The organism is Tenacibaculum aquimarinum (assembly GCF_022478115.1).
GTDB lineage: Bacteria > Bacteroidota > Bacteroidia > Flavobacteriales > Flavobacteriaceae > Polaribacter > Polaribacter aquimarinum_A.
The window spans coordinates 298,560-322,786 of record NZ_JAKGSC010000002.1 but is presented as its reverse complement, the minus strand read 5'-3'; the positions used below and the strand labels follow the sequence as shown (position 1 = coordinate 322,786).

General features: G+C 28.2%; 23 protein-coding genes. 12 read left to right on the top strand and 11 right to left on the bottom strand.

Annotated features, from left to right (window positions below; all coding sequences use genetic code 11):
* The first annotated feature begins 19 nt into the window (after positions 1–19).
* Complete coding sequence (locus L1S33_RS07395; protein ID WP_240561859.1) at positions 20–1,225, top strand: glycosyltransferase; 1,206 nt, start codon at positions 20–22, stop codon at positions 1,223–1,225.
* Here the strand turns inward: L1S33_RS07395 and L1S33_RS07390 are convergent.
* From L1S33_RS07390 to L1S33_RS07380, 3 genes are read right to left on the bottom strand one after another with little or no spacing between them, the layout of a single operon-like run.
* The gene (locus L1S33_RS07390; protein WP_240561858.1) at positions 1,218–2,732 is read right to left on the bottom strand and encodes a glycoside hydrolase family 2 TIM barrel-domain containing protein; all 1,515 of its coding nucleotides are present in this window, start codon (positions 2,730–2,732) and stop codon (positions 1,218–1,220) included. The genes L1S33_RS07395 and L1S33_RS07390 overlap by 8 nt on opposite strands.
* Positions 2,726–3,943: a hypothetical protein gene (locus tag L1S33_RS07385; RefSeq protein ID WP_240561857.1), complete on the bottom strand. Its 1,218-nt coding sequence runs from the start codon at positions 3,941–3,943 to the stop codon at positions 2,726–2,728. The genes L1S33_RS07390 and L1S33_RS07385 overlap by 7 nt, the downstream gene beginning before the upstream one ends.
* Positions 3,943–7,032, bottom strand: a complete 3,090-nt coding sequence (locus L1S33_RS07380) for a hypothetical protein (protein WP_240561970.1) — start codon at positions 7,030–7,032, stop codon at positions 3,943–3,945. Before L1S33_RS07380 ends, L1S33_RS07385 begins: the two co-directional genes overlap by 1 nt.
* 181 nt (positions 7,033–7,213) lie before the next feature.
* Between L1S33_RS07380 and L1S33_RS07375 the strand changes: the two genes are divergently transcribed.
* From L1S33_RS07375 to manA, 4 genes are all read left to right on the top strand, one after another.
* Positions 7,214–7,864 carry a CAP domain-containing protein gene (locus L1S33_RS07375; protein ID WP_240561856.1) on the top strand — a complete coding sequence of 217 codons (651 nt, stop codon included), beginning with the start codon at positions 7,214–7,216 and terminating at the stop codon, positions 7,862–7,864.
* Positions 7,865–8,426: 562 nt separating this feature from the next.
* Positions 8,427–9,644 (top strand): response regulator, encoded by a 1,218-nt coding sequence (locus tag L1S33_RS07370; RefSeq protein WP_240561855.1) that lies wholly within the window; start codon positions 8,427–8,429, stop codon positions 9,642–9,644.
* A complete protein-coding gene (locus L1S33_RS07365; RefSeq protein WP_240561854.1) occupies positions 9,645–10,046 on the top strand; it encodes a hypothetical protein in 402 nt (133 codons plus the stop codon). It begins immediately after the preceding gene.
* A 12-nt stretch (positions 10,047–10,058) separates the two neighbouring features.
* On the top strand, positions 10,059–11,291 hold the full coding sequence (gene manA, locus L1S33_RS07360) for a mannose-6-phosphate isomerase, class I (protein WP_240561853.1): 1,233 nt from the start codon (positions 10,059–10,061) through the stop codon (positions 11,289–11,291).
* Positions 11,292–11,638: 347 nt separating this feature from the next.
* Here the strand turns inward: manA and L1S33_RS07355 are convergent, their stop codons facing one another.
* The 8 genes from L1S33_RS07355 to L1S33_RS07320 form a co-directional block, all read right to left on the bottom strand.
* On the bottom strand, positions 11,639–12,019 hold the full coding sequence (locus tag L1S33_RS07355; RefSeq protein ID WP_240561852.1) for a nuclear transport factor 2 family protein: 381 nt from the start codon (positions 12,017–12,019) through the stop codon (positions 11,639–11,641).
* Positions 11,985–12,380, bottom strand: coding sequence for a toxin-antitoxin system YwqK family antitoxin (locus L1S33_RS07350; protein WP_240561851.1), 396 nt, complete (start codon positions 12,378–12,380; stop codon positions 11,985–11,987). The genes L1S33_RS07355 and L1S33_RS07350 overlap by 35 nt, the downstream gene beginning before the upstream one ends.
* Before the next feature lie 116 nt (positions 12,381–12,496).
* Positions 12,497–12,997, bottom strand: coding sequence for a GNAT family N-acetyltransferase (locus L1S33_RS07345; protein WP_240561850.1), 501 nt, complete (start codon positions 12,995–12,997; stop codon positions 12,497–12,499).
* Positions 12,997–13,386 (bottom strand): tautomerase family protein, encoded by a 390-nt coding sequence (locus L1S33_RS07340; protein ID WP_240561849.1) that lies wholly within the window; start codon positions 13,384–13,386, stop codon positions 12,997–12,999. Before L1S33_RS07340 ends, L1S33_RS07345 begins: the two co-directional genes overlap by 1 nt.
* A gap of 11 nt (positions 13,387–13,397) precedes the next feature.
* Positions 13,398–14,252, bottom strand: a complete 855-nt coding sequence (locus L1S33_RS07335; protein WP_240561848.1) for a CPBP family intramembrane glutamic endopeptidase — start codon at positions 14,250–14,252, stop codon at positions 13,398–13,400.
* Between the two features lie 218 nt (positions 14,253–14,470).
* Positions 14,471–15,073 (bottom strand): hypothetical protein, encoded by a 603-nt coding sequence (locus tag L1S33_RS07330; protein ID WP_240561847.1) that lies wholly within the window; start codon positions 15,071–15,073, stop codon positions 14,471–14,473.
* Positions 15,074–15,116: 43 nt separating this feature from the next.
* Complete coding sequence (locus L1S33_RS07325) at positions 15,117–16,079, bottom strand: NAD(P)-dependent alcohol dehydrogenase (protein ID WP_240561846.1); 963 nt, start codon at positions 16,077–16,079, stop codon at positions 15,117–15,119.
* Between the two features lie 572 nt (positions 16,080–16,651).
* A complete protein-coding gene (locus L1S33_RS07320; protein WP_240561845.1) occupies positions 16,652–18,385 on the bottom strand; it encodes a helix-turn-helix domain-containing protein in 1,734 nt (577 codons plus the stop codon).
* A gap of 562 nt (positions 18,386–18,947) precedes the next feature.
* On the opposite strand from L1S33_RS07320, the gene L1S33_RS07315 reads away from it, so the two are divergent.
* The 7 genes from L1S33_RS07315 (at position 18,948) to L1S33_RS07285 (ending at position 24,213) form a co-directional block, all read left to right on the top strand.
* Positions 18,948–19,352, top strand: a complete 405-nt coding sequence (locus L1S33_RS07315; RefSeq protein ID WP_240561844.1) for a DUF2452 domain-containing protein — start codon at positions 18,948–18,950, stop codon at positions 19,350–19,352.
* Positions 19,334–19,642, top strand: coding sequence for a TIGR03643 family protein (locus tag L1S33_RS07310; RefSeq protein WP_240561843.1), 309 nt, complete (start codon positions 19,334–19,336; stop codon positions 19,640–19,642). The genes L1S33_RS07315 and L1S33_RS07310 overlap by 19 nt, the downstream gene beginning before the upstream one ends.
* A gap of 51 nt (positions 19,643–19,693) precedes the next feature.
* The gene (locus tag L1S33_RS07305) at positions 19,694–21,154 is read left to right on the top strand and encodes a cryptochrome/deoxyribodipyrimidine photo-lyase family protein (RefSeq protein WP_240561842.1); all 1,461 of its coding nucleotides are present in this window, start codon (positions 19,694–19,696) and stop codon (positions 21,152–21,154) included.
* Positions 21,151–21,282 (top strand): DUF2256 domain-containing protein, encoded by a 132-nt coding sequence (locus tag L1S33_RS07300; protein WP_240552328.1) that lies wholly within the window; start codon positions 21,151–21,153, stop codon positions 21,280–21,282. Before L1S33_RS07305 ends, L1S33_RS07300 begins: the two co-directional genes overlap by 4 nt.
* Positions 21,283–22,761: a cryptochrome/photolyase family protein gene (locus tag L1S33_RS07295; RefSeq protein WP_240561841.1), complete on the top strand. Its 1,479-nt coding sequence runs from the start codon at positions 21,283–21,285 to the stop codon at positions 22,759–22,761. It abuts the gene before it with no gap.
* 219 nt (positions 22,762–22,980) lie between these two features.
* Positions 22,981–23,559, top strand: coding sequence for a TetR/AcrR family transcriptional regulator (locus tag L1S33_RS07290; RefSeq protein ID WP_240552327.1), 579 nt, complete (start codon positions 22,981–22,983; stop codon positions 23,557–23,559).
* A 21-nt stretch (positions 23,560–23,580) separates the two neighbouring features.
* Positions 23,581–24,213 carry a nitroreductase family protein gene (locus L1S33_RS07285; protein WP_240552326.1) on the top strand — a complete coding sequence of 211 codons (633 nt, stop codon included), beginning with the start codon at positions 23,581–23,583 and terminating at the stop codon, positions 24,211–24,213.
* The last annotated feature ends 14 nt before the right edge of the window (positions 24,214–24,227 follow it).

Below are 24,227 nucleotides of genomic sequence, written 5' to 3'. Positions count from 1 at the left end.
AATTAAAAAACAAAACATCATGAAATTAGCAATTGTAACAGCATATCCACCAAGTAAAGTAACTTTAAATGAATATGCATATCATTTAGTAAAAAGCTTTAGACAAAGTGAAAAAGTAACTGAATTAGTTTTATTAACAGACCATACTCCAGAAGGAAAAGACATTAATTTTACAGAAAACGGATGTAAAATTACAGTTAAAGAATGTTGGAAGTTTAATAGTTATGCAAACATTATTAATGTTACAAGAGCAATCAATAAAACAAAACCGGATGCAGTTTTATTCAACTTACAATTCATGAAGTTTGGAGATAAGAAAGTTGCCGCAGCTTTAGGTTTAACTTTGCCTCTAATTTGTAAAATAAAACAAATTCCTACAATTGTGTTATTACATAATATTTTAGAACAAGTAGATTTAGAAAGTGCAGGATTTACGTCAAATAAAATTGCTCAAAAAGTATATAATTTTATAGGAACTAGTTTAACTAAATTGATTTTAAAGGCTGATTTAGTTGCGGTTACTATGGATAAATATGTGACTACTCTACAAGAAAAATATAAGGTAGATAATGTAAAAATGATTCCTCATGGAACGTTTGAAATACCTGAAAAACCATCACATCAATTACCAAAAGGCCCATTAAAAGTAATGACATTTGGAAAATTTGGAACTTATAAAAAAGTAGAATCGATGATAGAAGCTGTAGAGAAGGTAAGAAAATCTTCTGGTTTAGATTTAGAGATTGTAATTGCAGGAACTGATAACCCAAATGTACCTGGTTATTTAGAAAGTGTAAAAGAAAGATATAAATACGTATCTCAAATAACTTTTACAGGTTATGTAGAAGAAAATCAGGTAGAAACATTGTTTAATGAAAGTGCAGTAGTAGTATTTCCTTATACATCAACAACTGGTAGTTCTGGAGTTTTGCACCAAGCAGGAAGTTATGGAAAAGCAGTTGTAATGCCTAATTTAGGAGATTTAGCAACATTAATTGAGGATGAAGGATATAGAGGTGAATTTTTTGAGCCAGAAAGCACTTCAAGTTTAGCAGATGCAATTGAGGCAATAGTTACTAATAATACATATAGAGTTCAGCTTGGAGATGCAAATTATAAAGCAGCTACAGCATTTCCAATGGAAAGGATTACAAATATGTATTTAGAAGAATTTGAAATGATAAGTGCAAAACAAAATAATTTTTCAAAAGCTACAGTTATTTAGAAATATGTTTATATGAAGGTTTTTTAATTCCATCACTAGTAATAAATCCAAATTTTTTCTGAGGATTTGTTCGCCAAGGAAGTCTCCCTAAGACTTCTTTTGGTATTTTATCAAAATCATATAAAGTCCATGACATAAAAGGAATTGAATTCTTTGTCAGGACTTTTTGTATTTCTTTATAATAATTTGCTTGCTCTTCATTAGAACTCGCAAAAGGTCTCCACAAACCTCCATAAGAAGAAACTCCGAATTCTTGTAAAATGATTGGTTTGTCTTTTATAGTATCTTTTAAAGCTAAATATTCACTTTCAAAATTTTCTAAATCTTCGTAATAATGAAAAGAAACAACATCTACTTTATCTTTTAAAATAGTAGCACTTTTTGTGTTAGACCAACCAATGGTAACAGGATGTTTTGTATCAATTGATTTAATTAAATTAATCATAAAATCTAACCAAGCTGTTACGTTTTCTTTTCCTCTAGAATCAAAATCTAAATTCGGTTCGTTTTTAACATCCCAAGCTAAAATAGCTTCATGATCTTTAAACTTTTCTACAATTTTTTCTGCATGTCTATGGTTTAAAGTCCAATCTAAAATATCATAATTCCCATAAAAATCAAATAATGTAACTACTACTTTTAAATTTTCTTTTTCTGCAGTATCTAAAAGTTTTTTTAGTTTTTCTAATTTATCCAACTTTACATTAGCCTTACCAAAATCTTCATAAGGCACAAATATTCTTATAGAATTTAAGCCAGATTCTTTAATTATTTTAAAATCTTTATCAATAATATTAATATCAAATTCATCTCCATACATATTCCAAGGAGTTGCTTGTGGATAATAGTTTATACCTTTTATATCTAAATAAGCAATTGAGGTTTTTGTTAATTCATTTTTAAATTTTTCTGAAGACTCTTTTACAGCATGCCTTATGCGCCAAAAACCGTCTTCAAGTAATAAAACATATCTATAAGTTGAAACCTCTGTAGTTTGTAAAATTAATTTATCATCTTTAAATACTTTTTTAAATTCTAATGCATTTGTGTCTTTTAAGACAATTAACTGACCATCTTCACTAAAAAACTCAATATCTAAATTGTGCTGTAGGGTAGTGGATTCTATTGAAATTTTGTTAAGTTTATTAAAATCTAAAATATTATAAATATTTTCTCGAGCACTTTCTGTAAAATAATCTTCTATTCCAACTCGTGTATTGGTTTTGTAAGCAATTTGTTTTACATACCAAGCATCTAAATAGTCATTTTCTACTGCATTTATTTTTTGTAAACTTATTTTTCTTCCAGCATTACCATCATCTTTCCAAGTTACTTTAGGTAAATATTGTTGAACTTTTTTCACTTCTGTATGTAACATTTTACTTCTGTCTGCACCAGTATTTAAAAAGGTATAAACAGCACTAATTAAGAATAAAAGGATACTAATTATTACTACATAAGTGAGCATTAAAACACCTCTCAGAATTCGTTTATTAGTTTTTACCATAATTTAAAACTTTTAAATTCTTTTTTAATCTCTGCAGCTTCAATTATTATTTTATACAAATCATTTTCAAAAATATTTGGATCTAAATAAAAATTAGCAAAACCTTTATTGGATTCTTTAAAAAAATCTTTAATTAACTTATTATCTTTATAAATAGATAGTTTTACTGATAATCCATCAGGAATTATCTGATTCATAAAGCTTTTTAAAGGACCAACTTTTATATTTCTATTATTATCTTTAAAAAGAACTGTATAGTTTTCAATTACTTTTTTATAATTTATTTCTAAAATGTCACTTTCAGAAATACCTATAAAAAAAGCTTTTACTTTCCAATTATCTTCAAAGTCTGGATGTATAATTTTAGCATGAGCAACTCCATTAATAGTAGTCCCTACAGTTTTTAAAATATTCCCTTTTTTATTTGTGACATAAAACTCAATATAACTACCATCACTAATTATGTTTTTATTTTTATCTCTTATTACTGATGTAAAAAAAGTTGTTATTTGATTACCATCTGCGTATTCATGATTTCTTTTTACAAATAGTTTAAAGTTAGTTGCAATTGCTGGCATAACATTAATGTCGAATTCCTTTGAATTTAAGCCATATGATTCAGATGAAATAATCATCCTACCGCTTTTTAAAGGAGAATAAATGTTTTTAAAACCAATTAATTTATCAGTTAAAATAGGCTCTTTTTTTTCTGATTTTAAAAACTGGTGCTTTACATCAACTTTACTATTATCTAAAATTGGATTATCTAAACTGTCTGTTGGTATTACAACTAACATAGTATAATCAGATTCTCCCGCATCTATACTTGGTGGGCCTAAGTAGGTTTCTATAGTGGCGGGTTGTTGTTGAGGGAGAATTGTAATATTACCATAAATATTAGCTTCTGAATTAATTGTTTTCCAGGAAAACGCACCTCTTTTTTTAGTTAAAAACCTTGGTATTTTAAATTTGATATTTTGATTAGAAATTATAGGTTCAATAATCGTAGATCCATAGCTATTAGCACAATATAATTGAAAAGGAACATCTTTATCAGAGCTAAATTCAAGTGTAATTTCTTCATCAACAATATATTCTGCTTTTGTTGATAATAATACAATAGAAGATGACTTAGTAGCTGTTTCTTGACCAAAGAAAGAAACAATTACTAATTGAAAAAAGAGAAGAAAAAGGCCTTGTTTAAACTTCATTATTTAGGATTTCCGATATACATATTTAATTCAATTTTTATATAGCTAAAAAGAGAATGATCTACTTTTTGTAAATTATTTATAGTGTGCTTGTGTATTCTATTTGGTATTATTTTAGCAGCAATATCTTTATTTGGTAATCCATTTACAAAACAGTAATTCATATCATCACTTACAGTTTTTATTTTTGGATTTTCAGGAATTGAATAATTAAAACGTAGTTTTCTTTCTTGTCTTATACCTTCTTTTAAAAACAAATTATCTACCCAAATCATTTCCTTTTTCTCATTATAAAAAGTAATAATTATTTGTGGAACAGTAATTTCTTGAATTCCACTATTAAATAAAGTACCACTAATATTGTTTGGCCCAAAGTTAATTTCGCTTAAAACAATATCTTTATATAAATCAGAATTAGATACGTTTCCTGCTGCTTGTAAATTAAATTTTGTTGGTTGTTCATTTAGCTCTACTGGAGTAAATTCATCAGGATTAAACGTTTTTGGTATAGAATCTTTCGTTTTAGACCAGGCAATACCTTCAAAATTAATTCTAAAAGCACTTATTTCTTTAGGCATTAATTTATGCTTTAAAATATGCTTTGCATTATAAGTAGCCAGTTCTTTATTATCATCATTGTAAAGCGTTCCTTTTAAAACTACATCAGAAGGTACATTGTCTATATTTTGCACAATACCAATGATAGAGTAGCGTTTGTTGAATTTTATCAACTTAGCAGAAATAATTTCTAAAACCGGTTGTTTTAAAACATCTTCATGGTGTGTTTGCTCTGTTGTAATTCTTCTTCTCCCTTGATTAAAATAAGACGTGCTATTTCTAGAGTATAATTGATCTGGAGGTAAATCTATAGATTTTCTGGTTGGTTTTAAATACCATTTTCTACCTCTTTTAACAGTTGTTCGATATTCTACTTTAGATAGTTTTTCAAGAGGAGTAATCCACTTTGTTTCTACTTTTAATGTGGTTAAACTATCAGTTTGTTTTAAAACTTCTGCTGTTATTGCATCTAGTTTTGCGTAAGAGCTTAGTAATCCATCGGTTACGGATATTTCTAATAAATATTGATCCCGAGAAACATCACTTTTAGGGTCTATGTATGTAAAACTTTTATTAAGCTCTTTAAAATCTAAAGCATCATAATAAGCTTTAACAACATTTTCTGGAGATCTTTGAGTATCATTTTTAATGTAAAACATATAACAAGCATAACTTATTGTAATAATTAAGATTACTGCCCAAATATGAAGTGTTTTTAATACAATTCGAGGAAATTTATTATAGTTAACTTTAAATTTAAAGTAATCGGGTGCGGCTTTTACTTTTGTTTTTAGACTATGAATAAATAAAGATTGGATATTAAGTATAAATGCAATTAGCAGTGTTAAAAATGGAATGATTCCCCAGATTATTTTCACCCAAGTAGGAACGTCTTCTTTTGGGAGAATAGATGAAATAGGAGGGACGTTTAATTTTTCCCAAACCATAATTCCATTTTCTAATTGAGATAAACGTTGCCATCCGCAAAAAAATAATACAGGGTCATAAAATTTATCATTAGAAAAAATATACTTTAGATTATACTTTTCTGGAGTTGTTAGAAATTGTTGTAGAGAACCAATACCTGCAACTCCTTTAAATTTAGAGTTTTCTAAACGTTCTATAGGTCTTGTTGTTAATTCTGGTAAACGTCTTGCGGAGTGGTAGTTTCCATCTACACTTAATGCATTTGTTTGTGCTGCTAACCAAGCCATTTGATCTCCAAAACCTAATGTTAAATACCTCCATTGATCATGAGAATCTTGACTTAAAAAATTAACAATAGGTAACATTTTAATTTTTTGAGGTTGAGAAGGTCTAAAATACCCTAAACTCATAGTAAAAATAATCATTGCTACATATAAACCAGCTAACATTCCTCCTAATAACCTATGATAAATAGCACCAAATCTTTTTTGAATTAATACTTTTAAATCTCCTTCTACAAATCGATAAGCAAATTCTCCAAATATTGGAATAGACATTATAGTTGCCCATAATGTAAACCTATCTAATGTAAGAATATTGAATGCATTATCACCTAAAATCATTTTTGGTATTGGAGTTGTTCCTCCAGTTCCTAAAATGACTAGCATAGTAAATGATAAACCAAAAAACAGGTATCGTTTACTATAATATCTAAAAAAAATATATGGTAAAATAAATAATAAAATTCCCCAAGGAATTGTAAAAAAAACCAAGCCAGAAGAAGTTACTTCTATAAAACTATCTCTAGATCCATGTGGAATTGGTACTTGAGTTATTGGATTTTTTTTTGAGTTTAACCAATAAGGAAAAATACAAAATATAATTAATAATAAAGCAGAAAAACTAAAACCAGCATTTTTCTTTAATTGATTAAGAAAAGTTCTAAAGAATAAAGAAAATGTAACTTCTTTATAAGAGTTAACCTTTTCTCTTGAAATATCCATTATTACTGTTAATATTAATGGAAAGATAAAAAATACCATTCCAAAAATTGGTGTTACATGATGCGATGTAACTGTAACTGCTATTAATGAAAGAGAAGTAAAAAAGAACTTATACTTACCTGTTTTAAGCCATAAGTAGATTTCTGGCAATGCATGCATTAAAACGGAAACACCAATTATACTTGGTAATTGACCAAAAATGTGTAACGTTTCAACAAAAGAAGAAGAAAAAACAGCTAGTATAGCTGCATAACCAGCAACAGTTCTGTTAGATGTTATTAATAAAGAATATCTGTAAGCTCCTGTAACAAAGAGTATAATAGCAATTAAAGCAACAGTAAATAACCCAAATTTTAAACCTCCTATTAAAGATAATGCTGCTATTGATTGATGCACTAATGGAGGATAACTTTGAACTGTAAAGCCTGTATACCACTTGTAATTCCAAGGTTCAAACCAACTATTAGCATAATGATCAGCAAAAAATAAATGTATTAATGCATCATATGTAGTTTCTAACGTGTAGAAAATAGTAGACCCATGGAATATTACTGCTAGCAGTATTGCTGTAATTAAGTATTTATTAGATTTTTCTTTCATTAAGAATGTACTCACGTATAATAATGTAAATATAAATCTTTTAAACTATGAGCAAAATTTTATTTAACATCAGTAAACTTCCATTCGTCTATATAAAACTTCCAGAAGAGTGTTTTTTTCATTTTTTACTTCAAAACAAAATTAATTTTGACTTGAAATTAATCAATAAAAATCAACAATTATGAATGTACTAGCCATCAATGACCAAAAATTTGTCTCAATTCCTCAAGAAAACAAATTAAAAGAATTAGAGTATAGAGCTCTTAAAGAATTAAACTTAACAAAAGGACATGAATCAACAGTTCTTTTTGGATTGAAAAAAGTAAAACGAAGTTTCTTATCTATTATCCTATGTCTATTTTTTTTTATTACATCTTGCTCATCTAATGATGAAGTTATTGTTGAAGAAGAAGAAGAAATAACTATAGAGCAAATTATAAATACTACCTTTATTGAAGCTCGTCCAATAGAAATAGAAATTTTAGATCATATAAATGATTATAGAGTATCTAAAAATTTACCTTTAATAAAGGAATTAAACATTATAAAAGTTCCTGCACTTATCCATACTTTGTATATGATTGAGAAAGATGAAATCTCTCATGATGAATTTCAAAAACGCTCAGAATATCTAGTAGAACAAGCAAGTATTATTGGTGCTGCAGAAAATGTTGCCTCTGGTTTTATTACAGCAGAAAGTGTTGTTAATGCTTGGATAGCTAGTGATGGACATAGAAAAAACATAGAAGGAGATTACAATTACTTTGATGTTATAGCAAGACAAAACAGTAACGGTCGTTGGTATTACACAAATATTTTTGTAAAAATATAAATTAGTTTGATGTTGCCATTCAGGTAAGGTTTTTACGCTCGCTTTTTTTTAATTCGAATTAAAAAGAACAAAAAGTTCAAATAAAAAATTTGAATCATTTACTTTAAATATTTTAATAAGACATTAGAGTATGAGTATTCCTTAACTCTTACTTACCAGAACTACTAGAGTCCATTAACCGTAATTTATATAAAAGAACTTAAAAATAACTTCTATTTAAAATTAACCAAAAACATTTAGCGTTTCTAAAAAGAGGTTTAAAAACAGTAATTATACCTTAATAATCTTAAACTTTTTTATGAAAATGTTATTAAAGAAGCATAACTTAATTACAGTAATACTGAAAGCAGGATTACTGTAATTACGTATTTACTATATTTTTATTTCATTCTTATATGTACACTTATAATTAGATATATCGTATAAACTATATGTAAAATCTTATTTAACTTCAGTTAACTACCATTCGTCTATACAAAACTCCTTTTAAAGCTTTAAAGCCCTTTTTACCCTTAAAACAAAACTACTTTTGAAGTGTAATTAAGCAATAAAAATAAATATTATGAAAGTATTAGCAATAGACGACCAAAAATTAGTTTTAATTCCTTTAGAAAATAGATTAAAAGAATTAGGGTATGAAGTTCTTACTGAAACAAACGCAACAAAAGGAATTGAATCTTATGAGTCTTTTAAACCAGATTTGGTAATTGTAGATATTAATATGCCATTAGTTTCTGGAATGGAAGTAGTAAAGCATATTCGTAAAACTAAAAACTCATCAACACCAATTATGGTTTTATCTGGTAATACTGATGATAATATGATTACTGAAGGTTTCGATTTAGGAATTAATGATTACATGAAAAAACCTCTAAGTTTAGTAGAAGTTTGTGCAAGAGTAAAAAGATTAATTGGAGCACCTGTTATAGCAAATAATGTAATAACAAATAATGGTGTAATTATTCAACAAAGATGTGTTGGTGTTGTTATTCCTTGTTATAATGAGGAAGAAAGGCTATTAAGTAATGAGTTTACAGATTTTATTGTTAAAAATTCAGGATATCATTTATGTTTTGTTAATGATGGAAGTAAGGACAATACTTTAGAAGTTTTAAATAACCTTAGAAAAGGTAGAGAAGATTTTATAACAGTTTACGACTGTGAAAAAAATGGAGGTAAAGCAGAAGCTGTTAGGCAAGGAATGTTATTTATGGCTAAGAAAGAAGATCTAGATTATATAGGTTTTTTAGATGCAGATTTATCAACTGATTTAACAGATTTCGACGATTTAGTTTCTACCATAGAAAATTCTAATTATAAAATTGTTAGTGGTTCTAGAATTAGTAGAATGGGAGCAAATATTACAAAAGAATCTGCAAGAAAAATTATTAGTTTAACGATTAATTTTATTATCAGAAAAATTTTAAAGATGGATTTTAAAGACACACAATGTGGAGCTAAAATCTTTCATAAAGATGTAATTGAAATTTCGTTTGCTGATAAGTTTGTAACTCAATGGATTTTTGATGTTGAAATTTTTAGAAGAATAACATTGCATTTTGGATTAAAAAAAGCAAAAGAAATTCTTTGTGAGCAGCCTTTAAAAAGATGGATTCATGCAGATGGTTCTAAATTATCAATGAAGGATTCTGTTAAAATTGTGGGACAATTAGGACAAATTGCATGGTTTTATAGAGGAAACAAAAAAAATGTAAAAAAAGAAAGTTACTCATCAAATGAAGCAACTAGTTTTTCATTAAACAAACTTAAAAAAGCTTAAATGAAAAAAGGAATCATTATAATTTTCGGAAAAAAAGATTTTGATGAAACTAATAGACTGATTTTTAAATCCTTTTTTAATCAAAAAATTAAAATCTGTTTAGTCAATAATGGCAATAACAATAAGAATCTTCAATCACTTTATAAACTTAAAGATTCTTCAAAATGTGATATTTCAATATTAAGTTTAAAAAAAGAGAAAAAATTAATACTAGCTGTAAAAGCAGGTGTAAGGTTTTTATCACAAAGTGAAAACATAAAATTAATTATTCATACAAACCCTAAAAATATTTCAAACCCTAAATCAATAGAAAAATTACTTAAAGTTTTTGAACAAGAATGGTTAGCAAAAAAAGAGGAAAGAGTTTTGTTAAGAAGGGTTTATAGTATTAGTGAATTTTAAAAATAAAAGATTATGATAGCAATAGAAAATAGATTAGATAGCATTTTTCAAATAGTAGGAAAAATACAGAATTATGATTGGGGTGGGAAAAAGTTTATTCCATATTTAATATCTGAAGACAATACTACTAATTCTAATTATGCAGAATACTGGTTAGGAGCACATTTAAAAGCACCTTCATTAATAAAAACTAAAAAAGGTATTATATCTTTAAATCAATTTTTAAGTCAAAAACCAATTGAAAAATTAGGTTTAAATGTTGCTAATAGTTTTGGAAAGTTACCTTATTTATTTAAAGTTTTAGATGTAAATAAAATGCTTTCTATACAAGTACATCCTACAAAAGAAGCTGCAGAAATAGGGTATAATAACGAAAATAAAAAAGGAATTTTATTAACTGCAAAAAACAGAAATTATAAGGATAAGAACCATAAACCTGAAATTATGGTTGCTTTGAGCGATTTTTGGCTATTACACGGGTTTTTAGAAAGAAAAAAACTGATTAAGAATCTTAGTGAAACAAAAGAATTAAATTTCTTATTAAGTACTTTTATTAATGGTGGTTATTATGAGCTTTACCGAACAGTAATGGAATATACTCAAGAAGAAGTAAATAATATTTTAAAACCTTTAGTTGAAAGAATTCTTCCTAAGTTTTTAAATAATGAATTAGATAAATCTTCGCCAGAATATTGGTCTGCTAAATCACTTAAAAGTACAGGTTCAACAGATATTGATAGAGGCATTTTTTCAATTTATTTTTTTAATATTTTAAATGTGTCAAAAGGGGAGGCTGTATTTCAAGATGCTGGCGTACCACATGCATATTTAGAAGGTAAAAATATTGAGCTAATGGCAAATTCTGACAATGTTTTAAGAGGTGGTTTAACAACTAAACATATAGATGTTGTGGAACTTTTAAAGAATACTAAATTTGAAGAAACGATACCAGAAATTTTAAATGGTAATAAAAATGAATTGAATTCTGAAGTTGTTTACAATACTACAGCAAAAGATTTTGAATTAAGTAAAATTGAATTGGATAACTCTAAAACTCATAATTCAATTTCTAATTCTGTTGAGATATTAATTGCTTTAAATGGTTTTGCAACAATACATCAAAATGATAAAAAGTATAAACTTAAAAAAGGTCAGTCTATTTTAATAAAAGCAAATACTAGCTATACAATTACTTCTAACAAAACTGTAGAAATTTATAAAGCGAGTGTACCAACACAAAAATAATTTTACTATGAAATTAAATATGATCTTTAAATTAAAAGTATGTATGCTAAATACATATTATAAAACCTATTTAACATAATATTAATTATAGTGCATTTTATAGCAATTAGCGAAATAGTGCTTTTGGGCGATATTTGACATAATTGCAGATATAACGTCGCAGATTTATATCGATAGCAATTATGTCAAGCTAATTGTGGCTTCGTAGTTGTATTTATTATTGTGTAGCTATAATTTGTCATTATGTAAAATATCCAAGGAACATTCTACAAGCTATTTATTATACAGGACTTAAGTTTAATTTAGTAGTTTTTAAAGTATTTCTTTGTTGGAAAACGTTATTGTGATCATAAAAAATCTTGATGTGAAATTTTGCTGACAATTTTCCATCCATTTTTAGTTTTAAGAATATTCATGTAGTCAATATATTTATATGCCTCATATTTTGCAGTAAGTTTTACATTTGCTGTTGATCCTGAAATATCTATGTAGTATATTTTGTTTTCAAATAATCTACTTTTAGTATTTGTGAAATATGAGAAAAACTTTTTTATTGGTATCATTTTATATGAACCTTCTTTATCTATAAACTTCAAAGTTACATCTGGCTGAAATGCTTTTCTCATCAAATCTGGGTTGTCGCTTCGTGTCCCATCTAAATAGTAATTAATTATACGTGCTATTGCCTCTTTATCATTTTCTTTTTTTAAGCTTACCACTCTCATCATAGTATTTCCATTCACCTACATCTTCACCATTTTCTTTTTCTCCAATTTTATTTAGTTCCCCATTATTGTGATAGTATTTCCAAAGACCTGCCATTTTACCATTTTCATAATTCCCAATTGCTCTTAACGCACCATTTTGGTGATAATACTTCCATACACCTATATCTTTTCCATCCTTATATTTTCCAATAATTCTTAGAGTTCCATTATTGTAATAATATTTCCATTGTCCCGTCTTTTTATCATTTTTTTTCGTTCCGTATATTTTTAATTTTCCACTATCATAATACTCTTTGTGTTTTTGAGCATTGCTAGTTAAAACGAATAGTACTAAAGCTATAAATAAATATATTTTTTTCATATTTATGGTTATTATCAAATAGATGTGATTATTTTTTAATTGTTTGCTAACGATGTAGAGGATGACTTGTTTATGTAGATTAAACAATTAATTTTATATTGTTTTATAGGTAGTTTTTATTCAAAACTTTTCCAATCATTGCTTGCTAAAACTATAGAAGTTTCTATTTGTCGTTTAGGAATATCCCAATAAATTTTCAAAAGTTTATCTTTTTCGGCTATTGGCAATACTTTGAATCCGTTTTTTTTATAAAAACGAATAGCCCAAGAAGCATCAGCCCACGTGCCTATTAGAATTGGTGTCTCAGACAGATTAATTAGTTGATTTAATAATTTACTTCCTATTCCTTTTTGTCTTGCTAAGGTTCTAACATAAGCATGACGTATTAAAGTAACATCTTTTTTAAACTGAATTCCCATTACCCCTAACACACTATTTCTTTCTTCAAAATTCCAAAATTCTACACCTTCATTTATTTGTTTTTTTAATTCTTCTTTAGACATATACGGTTCTTGCCATCTATCAGAAGGAATAATACCTTTATAGGCTATTGAAGCATCATTTATGATTTCATAGATTGTTTCAAAATCTTTTTTTTGGTCACTTTTAATAATCATTAGATTTCAATTTTATAATTTAACGAAACCTCATCGCCTGTTTGCCCTCTAAATCCCCAATTAGTTGCAGGACTTTCAATTATTGATATTTCTATATCAGTTGTTGAAATATTTAAATCCTTATGGATTTCTTTAAATAACATTTTAATTAGATTCTTTTTGGTTGTAACCGTTCTTCCAGTAATCATCATTATCTCAATTATAATGTATGCATCAGTTCTACCTTCTGGATAGAAGAAATCTTCTTTTTCAAGGTTTATAAACCTGTGTGCACGTTTGTTTTTAGGAAAACTCAATGATTCAACTACGCACTTATGAATAATATCAGATAATTTAGATTTAATATCTTTTAAATTTGTTCTTAATCCGTAAATTTTTATTTGTGACATTCTATCTTTATTTATAATTTTTCTTTAATTGCTTTTCTCCAAAAGTAAATTCCGAAAATGCAAGTAACAATTGTAAACATAATTCCATTTTCTCCAAGCCAATGTTCTGTTCCTTCAATTTTTGTTGTTAAAGGAGGCATTATTTTTTGTATGTAAACATTACTTACTGCGTGAAAAATTACTGCTGGCCACAGACTTTTAGATTTAAAAGTACAGTATGTCATAGTAAACGACATAAAAATACAAGTAGTCAAAAAGGCTGAAAATTCTAATATGGCATTATTACTATAGTAAACGAACAACGGCCAATGCCAAATTGCCCAAATAATTCCACTAAAAACAGAAATCCCAGTAAAAGAAAGCACTTTTCTTAATTCATAAATAAAAAAACCTCTCCAACCAATTTCTTCTCCTAAAGTTGTTGCGGCTGACCTAATAACTTCAACAGTTCCTAACAAGAGTATGGCTATTACAACAATAGGTATGGTGTCTAAAGTACCTATTCCCATTAATTGCAATTCTTTAGCCCATTCAGTAATAACTTCTGCATTTGCTAAATTTCCAAATCCAAAAATCCAGATGAGTATATAAGTAATTATACCTGATAAAGCTGGAATAAAATAAGACAATCGAATGTATTTCCAATCTCCCCAATTCCAATTTAGAGATGAAATTTTACGCCCTTTTATTTTTAGAGTGATAAACGCAGCTATCGCAGGACACCACATTATTGCCCCAATATATATTCGTGAAGGATATAAATTTACTATTGCATAATGGAAAGGCGAAGTAAGAATAACAACTAATAAAAGAAACAAAAATATTGTTTTCCACGCTTCTTTTCGTTCCGATATATTTTCTAACATAATGGTTTATTGATTTGTTTGTTTAATGTCATCTTTCAATTTCAGTAGCGCCTGCTTTTGGGAAATCTAATATTCCTCCATAAACTATAAACGCTGCGATGTAGATTAATCCAAGTGAAATCGAGCAGAATCCTCCTAGCTTTTGTAATGTTTTTGTATTCATAAATGTAAAGAATTTTTAATAGTTTTGTGAATTCAGGAAAGTTTATTATTAAACCTTACAACCAACTAAACCCTAATCCTATATTAAAGATTATAGCATCTCTATGTGCATCTCCATCTAAAGACGCACGACCAAGAACTAACTTAGACTGAACATTAAGCGCGAAGTTTTTCTTTTTGTAAATTTCGTAACCTGTACTCGCCATAACAGCACAACCAAAGTTCCAATCGTCATTTACATTGTCTTTAATATCATAAAGTGCTGGCGAATCTATTCCTAAACCAATTCCTCCATGAATCCACCATCTATCTTTTACCCAATATTGTACAGAGGGAATGAACCCTCCAAAGTTCCTGTCATTATCCTGAAATTCATAAATGTTTCCTGGCATTGAAAGAGTAATAGCGAGTTTGTCGTTTAACATGTAGCCAAATTTTAAATCTGGAAAAACAAATGTTCCTTGAGATTTGTCAAATGTTTGAATACCTGCACTATCTTCTATACTGATAATGCCTCCACCTACTACAAATTCGAAGATGAAGCCATCTCTTTGTGTTGTAGTTTCTAGATTTGTGTTTTGTGCGTATGTTATACTAGATACTAATGCAAAGGCTACATAAGCCATTCTTAATACCATTTGTTTTTTTATTGTTTTCATTTTTATTGATTTCATAATTGTTCGTTTTTTGATTAATGAATTATTATTGATTGATGACGACGATGTTCCCTACTTTTCGGCCAGTTTCGAGATAATGATGAGCTTCTATAATTTCTGATAGGTTGTAGGTTTTATCAATAACCGTCTCAAGTCTTTTTTGCTCAAAAAAATCTACTAATTCTAAAAATAATTGTTTTAATTCCTCAGGTTGTTTTAGGCCTGTAGCCGCAAACTTTACTTTTTTTGGATGACTTATTGAATAGTACAAGACATTTAGACTTAAAACTGGTGTTATAAATAGACCATTAGATTTTAAAGCATTTTTGGACTTACTATAATTGGTTTTTCCTACCGAATCATAAATAAAATCATACATATTCTTGTTTTTTGTGAAGTCATCGTTTTTATGGTCGATTACAAAATCAACTCCTAAAGATTTAACCAACTCAATATTCTTAGTACTACAAACTCCTGTAACTGTAGCTCCCTTAATTTTTGCTATTTGAACTGCGGCAGTTCCCAAACTTCCTGAAGCACCATTTATTAAAATATGTTGTCCTTGTTGAATGTTTGCGATGTCTTTTAAAAAGTTATAAGAGGTTAGAAAACCATCACAAACAGGCGCAGCCCATTGATGTGATATGTTATTAGGTTTAAGCGCAATTATTGAATCCTCAGCAATACAAAGAAATTCTGTGTTAGTGCCATTACTAAATAGTTTTTCTCCAAAAATTTTATCTCCTATTTTAAATTGAGTGACTTCTGAACCAACTGATTCAATAATTCCTGAAAAACCGGTACCTAGTGAGGTATTCTTTGGTTTGAAAAAACCGAGAAACAATCTCCCGAATTTGGGTGTTCCTGCTCTCATCATTGTATCTGCACGAGTTACGGACGATGCTTTAATTTGCACTAGAACTTCATTCGATTTTGGCAATGGTTTTTCCGTTTCTAAAATTTGAATAACCTCAGGCGAACCATAAGATGTATAAATTGCTGTTTTCATAATTATTTATTCTATTAATTTCTCAATGTTATTGTCAGTTAAGTTCTGAATGCTCTTTGTGATTTTTTCGATGTCCCAATTCCACCATTACAGCTCTAAAATTTTTGCAATTACCTCTTCTGAAAATTGCTTTCTGATGGCTTTAGCAGGATTCCCACCAACAATTGTATAAGTCCTCAACATCTTTAATTACAGTTGAATTTGTAGCAATAATTGCTCCACCTCCTGATATACTAGATACTTATGCAAAAGCTATACAAACCGTCTTTACTAAAATATTTTTCATGATTTGCTTGTTTATTGATTGTTTTAAATGGTCATTTTTAATTAGAGTCATTGTTTTTTTTTAATTGATTACTATTCTTTTGAGTATGCAAATTTGAGACATAAAAAGACACTAATCGTCCAAAATTATAATTTCGAACGAAGTCATGAATTAAAAAAACAAGTTGGTTGAATTTTGAAAGTACTATGCTAACCCAAGTTGAGTATTAGGATATAATATTTTTCAAACCTAAAATTTAGGAAAGCGTAAATCTTCTAAAACTTAAATTTGAATGTTTTAATTATTGTTAAATAGTATTGGACTTTAACCATTTACTAGGTGTAATACCCTCTATTCTTTTGAAATAGACATTAAATACACTTTTAGAATTAAAACCACTATCATATGCTAAGCCAAGAATGGTTAAATGAGAATTTTTTAATTCTAGTGCTATGGATTTAAAATGACTTAAGCGATAAGAATTAACAAAGTCATTAAAATTAAGAAGAAATGCTTTATTAATTAAGTACGAAATTTTATTTGTATTTAATCCTAAAACATTTGCCACGGACTTTAAACTTAATTGCGGATTTAAAAAAGGTTTATCTTCCTTAAAATAACTAAGTAAATCCTCTTTTAAACTTTTTATTTGATGGGAATCTAAAATGATTGACGTTAATTTTTCTTCCTCTTTTTGATGGCTTTTAAGATCTTTAATAAACAAATTTGACTGATGCAACTCTGAAAAACCTTTGTTAGTATGTAACGTTTGTAAAAAAGGTTCTTGTCTGAAATTTAGAACTTGCCCACGTCTTTGATCTATCATTTCTTTTAAGTAGATAAATCCTTTTTCTTTATAATTTGAATTACTCAAAATAAATACATCATAAGGGACTTCCATTTGTTGTTCGTTACGAGATTGTATCCATTTTGTAGTCATTTCCTCAGGAACTTCAACATCATCTTTATTGATAAGTTTGAATAATAAATTTTTCTCCTCTTGTAAAGAAGTATCCAATATAAATTCTTCAAACTGTTCTCTTCTGTTAAGCCATATTAAACAGAAACATTTTAAATGATTGGCTAAGCCCAATTCAGAATTAAGTGTTAGCGCATAGTTTACATTTTCTAAAGCTTTATCAAATTGACCTTGGTAGTAATAAATGTGAGCTAATGTGTAATTATTATTGGCAGAGAGCGGATCTACTTCTAATAATTTGTTTGCATAAATCAAAGCCATATCAAAAAAGCCATGAGCTATACAAAGTTCTGCCATAGCTTCTAATCCATCAATATGATTTGGATTAATATCTAAAACTTTATTAATATGTATGTATGCATTTTTAAAATCCCATTCACCCCAAAAAAACTTCCCAACAAAAGAGAGCGGATATTCGGGCAATGTTTTGTCTATTTCTTTGGCAATTAACAAATTACTAATGGCTAACTCCATAGCTTCTTGGTACGGCATATAACCCCACATTGCCAATAAACCATAGCCTTGTAAATTGCCATAATAAGCTTTTGCATAATTTTTATCTAAGGCAATAGCTTTATTATAATAAGATATTGCTTTATTTATGCTTTCTGGCGTCCATTTTAATTGCAATGAACGACCTTTTAAAAACAATTGATAAGCATCAATGTTATTCGTTGGTTGCTTTATTAAATGATCCTGAACATCAAAGTGCCCAAATTGCTTTCGGATTTCATCCGCTATATCAAGACTAATCTCATCTTCCAAATCAAATATGTCTATTAATTCTCTATCAAATTTTTTAGACCAATAGCGTGTTCCATCTTTTGTGTCAATCAACTGTCCAGTTATACGAATTCTATTGCCTGATTTTCGTACGTTTCCTTCTAAAACAGTTGCCACACCTAATTGATTGCCAATATGCCGAACGTCAATGTTTTTATTTTTAAATGCAAAAGAAGACGTTCTTGCGATAACTTTTAAGCCTTTTATCTTTGTTAAGGCATTTATTATTTCTTCAGTTATACCATCACAAAAATATTCGTTATCAATATCATTACTCATATTAACAAAAGGGAGTACTGCTATGGATTTTTGGTTAATCAACAATTTTTTTTAACAAATATATAAAATATAAAAACCATTCCATGCACATTCCCACTTCACTCCTTTCGTCGTTTCGTAAAAAGCGTATTAAATTACATTTTTAAAGAAAGATTTTAGAAGAAAAAAATTAAGAAAATTTGAGGTAGTAATCTCGCTTTTTACCAAAGCAAAGTAACATAACGCAGAACATTATAGTACATTTTATGTCAATTAGTGAAATAGCGCTTTTGTGCGATTTGAAATACGTTATTCTAGAGAAACTTTCGTTTTTAAATTAAGTACTAGTTATATATGGATTTCTCCATGTTTTTTTAATTACAATTTACTAAAATCACCATTTGTTGTTATTTAAAATTATTATATATATTATATTTTGTTTAACGTTTTATTTAAAAACATAAACAATTTTGTATATTTACCATACAGTAAATAGAACAATCAAGTAAAAAAGTATAATCAATATTATGCTAAAGATATTAGATTTAAGAATTTATGAAACAATTAGAAATATTAAAAGAGTATGGCAGTAGAGAAAAAACCAGATAACGTTGTTTATAATTTAGAAACTAAAAAGTATGATGCACATTTAAAACCATACGGAACAAATGTTAGTGCTCCTGTAATTACAACAACAGATACTGTGGCTTGGAAAAAGAGAAGTATTAATAAACTAAATCATAAAGTTCAAACTAAGTTTCTAGAAATTAAGGAACAATACGCCCAATTAATGCAAGAGTTAGAATATAATAAATTAATATACGATTCTAAGTTTACTTTTGAACCTATTATTGGGCAACATTATCATTTATACAAACGAGATAATGGTGATTCTTTTTTATCAATTATAGCACCAACTGAATGGAAATTTAAATCATTAGGAAGCTTTTACTTAAATTCAGATCAGATATGGGAAAAAGTAGTTTAGATATTTTAAGAGAAAAGAATTTTACAGAAATGCAGCTAGACCGTATTTTAGAAATGGCGTGGGAAGATCGTACTCCTTTTGAAGCCATATTATTTCAATTTGGCATTCCTGAAAAGGATATTATAAAGTTAATGCGTGGAAACCTTAAAGAATCTAGTTTTAAACGTTGGCGAAAACGTGTTAATAGCGGTGTAAGTACAAAACATTTAAAAAAACGAAACGGCGATATTACTCGTTTTAAGTGTACTAGACAAAAAGCAATTTCTGGTAATAGAATTAGTAAACGTTAACTATAAATAATAAGGTGTTTAACCATTAAATATTTCTCATATAATCTTATTTTGAATAAAAAAGACATCAATATAGTTTGGTTAAAACGTGATTTAAGATTGCAAGATCACGAACCTTTATTTAAAGCAGAACAAACGGGTATACCTTATATAATTATATACCTTTTTGAGCCTGAAATAATTGAATATCCAGATACAAGTCCAAGACATTTAAAGTTTGTTTATCACTCTATAAAAGCACTTAATAAAACTTTAAAAAAATATAGTAGAAATGTTACTGTTTTTTATGGAGAAGCTGTTACTATTTTTAATTTTCTGAATAATAAATATAACATTAAACACATTTTTAGTTATCAAGAAAGTGGTACAAATATAACGTGGAAACGTGATAAGAAGATTAAACAGTTTTGTATCAATAATAAAATTATTTGGCAAGAAAGCCAGCGAGATGGTATTATAAGAGGGCTTAAAAATAGAGATACTTGGAATAAAAGGTGGCATGCTACAATGCACTCTCCTATTTTAAAAAATAATTATTCAATTTCTATATTAAAACCAATTCAGCACGAATTTATATTGCCAAAAGAATTAGTTAAAAATTTAGAAGAGTATCCTAAACACTATCAACCAGCTGGAGAAGAAAATGCTTGGAAATATCTTATCTCTTTTACTAAAAAAAGAGGTTTTAATTATCACAGACATATCTCTAAACCTAGCGAAAGTAGAATAGCTTGTAGTAGATTATCTCCCTATTTAGCTTGGGGAAATATTAGTATTAAGCAAGTTTTTCAATTTGTTGGTACGCACCCTAATGGAACTGCAAACGATAAGGCTTTTTCAGGAATGTTAACGCGTTTACATTGGCATTGCCATTTCATTCAAAAGTTTGAAGTAGCATGTAGTTACGAAACTCTTTGTATAAATAAGGGATATGAATTATTAGAGCATCAAAAGAATGAATCTTTTATTAAAGCCTGGAAAACAGGACAAACAGGCTTTCCTATTATAGATGCTTGTATGCGTGCAGTTGAACAAACAGGATGGATTAATTTTAGAATGCGAGCCATGCTTGTTTCTTTTTTCACATTAAATCTAGATCAAGATTGGAGAGATGGTGTGTACCATTTAGCTTGTCAATTTTTAGATTATGAACCAGGTATACATTATCCTCAATTTCAAATGCAAGCCGGTACAACCGGAATTAATACAGTACGACTTTACAACCCTGTTAAAAACTCTGAAGAGCACGATCCTGATGGAATATTTATAAAAAAATGGATTCCTGAATTAGAAAATGTTCCTAAAGCATACATACACGAGCCTTGGACTATGAGTGTTATGGAACAAACATTTAGTGGCGTAACTATTGGTGTAGATTATCCATTACCAATAGTAGATTTAAAAAGAAGTGCCAAGTTAGCTAGAGATAAAATTTGGGGCCATAAAAAACATCCTGCTGTAGTAGCTGAAAAAAGTAAAATATTAGCCGTACACGTTAATAAAAACCGATGAAAAAAGTAAACTTACCACAAAAAATATGTGTTGTATGTAATAAACCTTATGCATGGCGCAAAAAGTGGGAAAAAAACTGGAATGAAGTAAAATATTGTAGTGAACGTTGTAGAAGAAATAAAGTATAAATGAAAAAAATAAATTTAGTATTCCCTAATCAACTTTTTGAGTCCTCTCCCCTCTTAAAGAATAAGCTGCCAGTATATCTTATTGAAGAGTTTTTATTTTTTAAACAATTAAATTTTCATAAACAGAAAATAGCATATCATAGAGCAACTATGAAACATTACGAGGCTTTTTTAGCTTCTAAAAATATTGAAATAGTTTATATATCATCTACAGAAAACATTTCTGATATTCGAGAATTAATTCCGCATTTAAAATCAAAGGGAATCACGAATATAAATTATATAGACCCTGTTGATAATTGGCTAGAAAAAAGAATAAAAAAAGGTTGTAGTGCTAATAATATTGAAGTTACAATTTTTGATTCGCCTTTATTTCTTAATACCAAAGAAGATTTATTACCCTTTTTTAGAAGTGATAAAAAGAAATATCATCAAACAACATTTTATAAAGATCAAAGAAAAAAAAGAAACTTACTTATAGATTCAAATGGAAAACCAACTGGTGGAAAATGGACTTTTGATACTGAAAACAGAAAGAAATATCCTGCAAAAAAAACGCCTCCACCAATACAGTTTCCTGATGCTGATGCATTTTATAAAGAAGCATTAGCATATGTAAATAAGTACTATGCTAATAATATAGGTAAACTCGATGATAATTCTTTATATCCAACAAGCTTTAAAACTACGCAACAATGGTTTCTTCAATTTTTAGAGCAACGTTTTTTAGAATTTGGCACTTATGAAGACGCTATTGTTAGTGAGTATTCTATATTGAACCATAGTGTTTTAACTCCTATGTTAAATATCGGCTTAATTACTCCAGAAAATATTATTGAACAAAGTATTTCTTTTGCAAAAAATAATAACATCCCTATAAATTCATTAGAAGGATTTATTAGGCAAATTATAGGTTGGCGAGAATTTATCCGAGGTATTTACGAAAGCAGAGGAACTGATGAGCGCACCTGTAATTTTTGGGGCTTTACTAAAAAAATCCCTAAATCATTCTATACAGGTACTACGGGAATTTATCCATTAGATCAAACTATTAAAAAAACATTAAAAACAGGTTATTGTCATCATATAGAACGTTTAATGGTATTAGGTAATTTTATGATGCTTTGTGAATTTGATCCTGATGAAGTTTATCGTTGGTTCATGGAACTATTTATTGATAGTTATGATTGGGTTATGGTACCTAATGTATACGGAATGAGTCAATTTTCTGATGGTGGATTAATGGCTACAAAACCTTACATAAGTGGTAGTAATTACATTATAAAAATGAGTAATTATAAAAAAGGTGAATGGCAAACTATTTGGGATGGACTTTTTTGGCGTTTTATGGATACTCACCGTACTTTTTTTAAGACAAATCCTAGGTTAAATATGCTTGTTGTTATGTTTGATAAAATGCCACAAGAAAAAAGGCTAAAACATATTGAAAATGCAGAAAATTATTTAGCAGCACTTTAAGAACAATATACATTTATTAAGCTACTTTATATAATTGAACATCATTATATATTTACAATAACATCCCAGATTTATTATCAGTTTTAAAATACTCAATATTGGTTATTAATTTTTTGCTTTTCACTTCTCATCACCTCCTATCAATCTTATGCATAAAATTTTGTTAAAAAAGAATGAACATTCATTTTTTATTATATCTTTGCATAAGAATTTAAAACAATGGCAAAACTTCAAAAAAGTATAGACAAACGCAATGCTTTAATAAAAGCTACAATAGAATTGGTTAATAATAGTGGTTTCCATGCAACACCAATGAGTAAAATAGCAAAAATGGCAAACGTTTCTCCTGCTACTATTTATTTATATTTTGAAAACAAACAAGACCTTGTTAATAAAACTTATGTTGAAGTTAAAGCAAAATATACAAAATATGCTTTTGAAACCTATACTGAGGATATGCCAGTAGAAACTGGTTTTAAGTTAATTTGGAATCGTATAGCAGATTTTAAATTAAAAGAGTGTGAAAACGCCCTGTTTTTAGCGCAATGTGACAACACACCAATGATTGATGAAGAAAGTAGAAATGAAGGTATAAAACACTTGCAACCACTACTCGACCTTTGGGCACGTGGAAAAAAAGAAGGTATTATTAAACCAATTTCAGATTACCTTTTATATGCTTATGCAATTAATCCTTTATCGTTTTTAATGATAACTCAAAAACGAGGAGCTTTTACATTAAACAAACTTCATATAGAAGAAGCTTATCAATCTGCATGGAATAGTATTAAAAATTAAATTTAAGTAAGAATTAAGAATATGGAATTATTAGACAAATTAAACTGGAGATATGCTGCAAAAGCCATGAATGGCGAAAAAGTAGCAGAAGATAAAATAGAACGTATTTTAGAAGCGGCTAGACTTTCTCCTACATCAAGTGGTTTACAACCATTTGAAATCTTTGTAATTAAAAATCAGGAAATTAAAGAAAAAATTAAACCAATCGCTTGGAATCAATCCGTAATTACAGATTGTTCTCACCTGCTTGTATTTGCTGCTTGGGATACGTATACTGAAGATAGAATTAATTATATGTTTGACTTAACAAACGAAATTCGTGGATTTAAAAACGAAGGTTGGGAAAATTATCGTCAAATGTTATTGGGAATGTATCCTCAAAAAGATCCAGAAGAAAACTTTAATCACGCAGCTAAACAAGCTTATATAGCTTTTGCTAATGCTGTTACTGCTGCTGCATATGAAGGTGTAGACGCAACTCCTTTAGAAGGTTTTGACCCAACTGCTGTAGATGAAATCTTAGGATTACGTGAAAAAGGTTTACGAAGTACAGTTTTATTACCTCTAGGTTATAGAGAAGAAGATAAAGATTGGTTAGTAAACTTAGTAAAAGTTAGAAAGCCTATGGAAGAACTAGTAACAGTAATTGAATAATTAAATAAAAATTA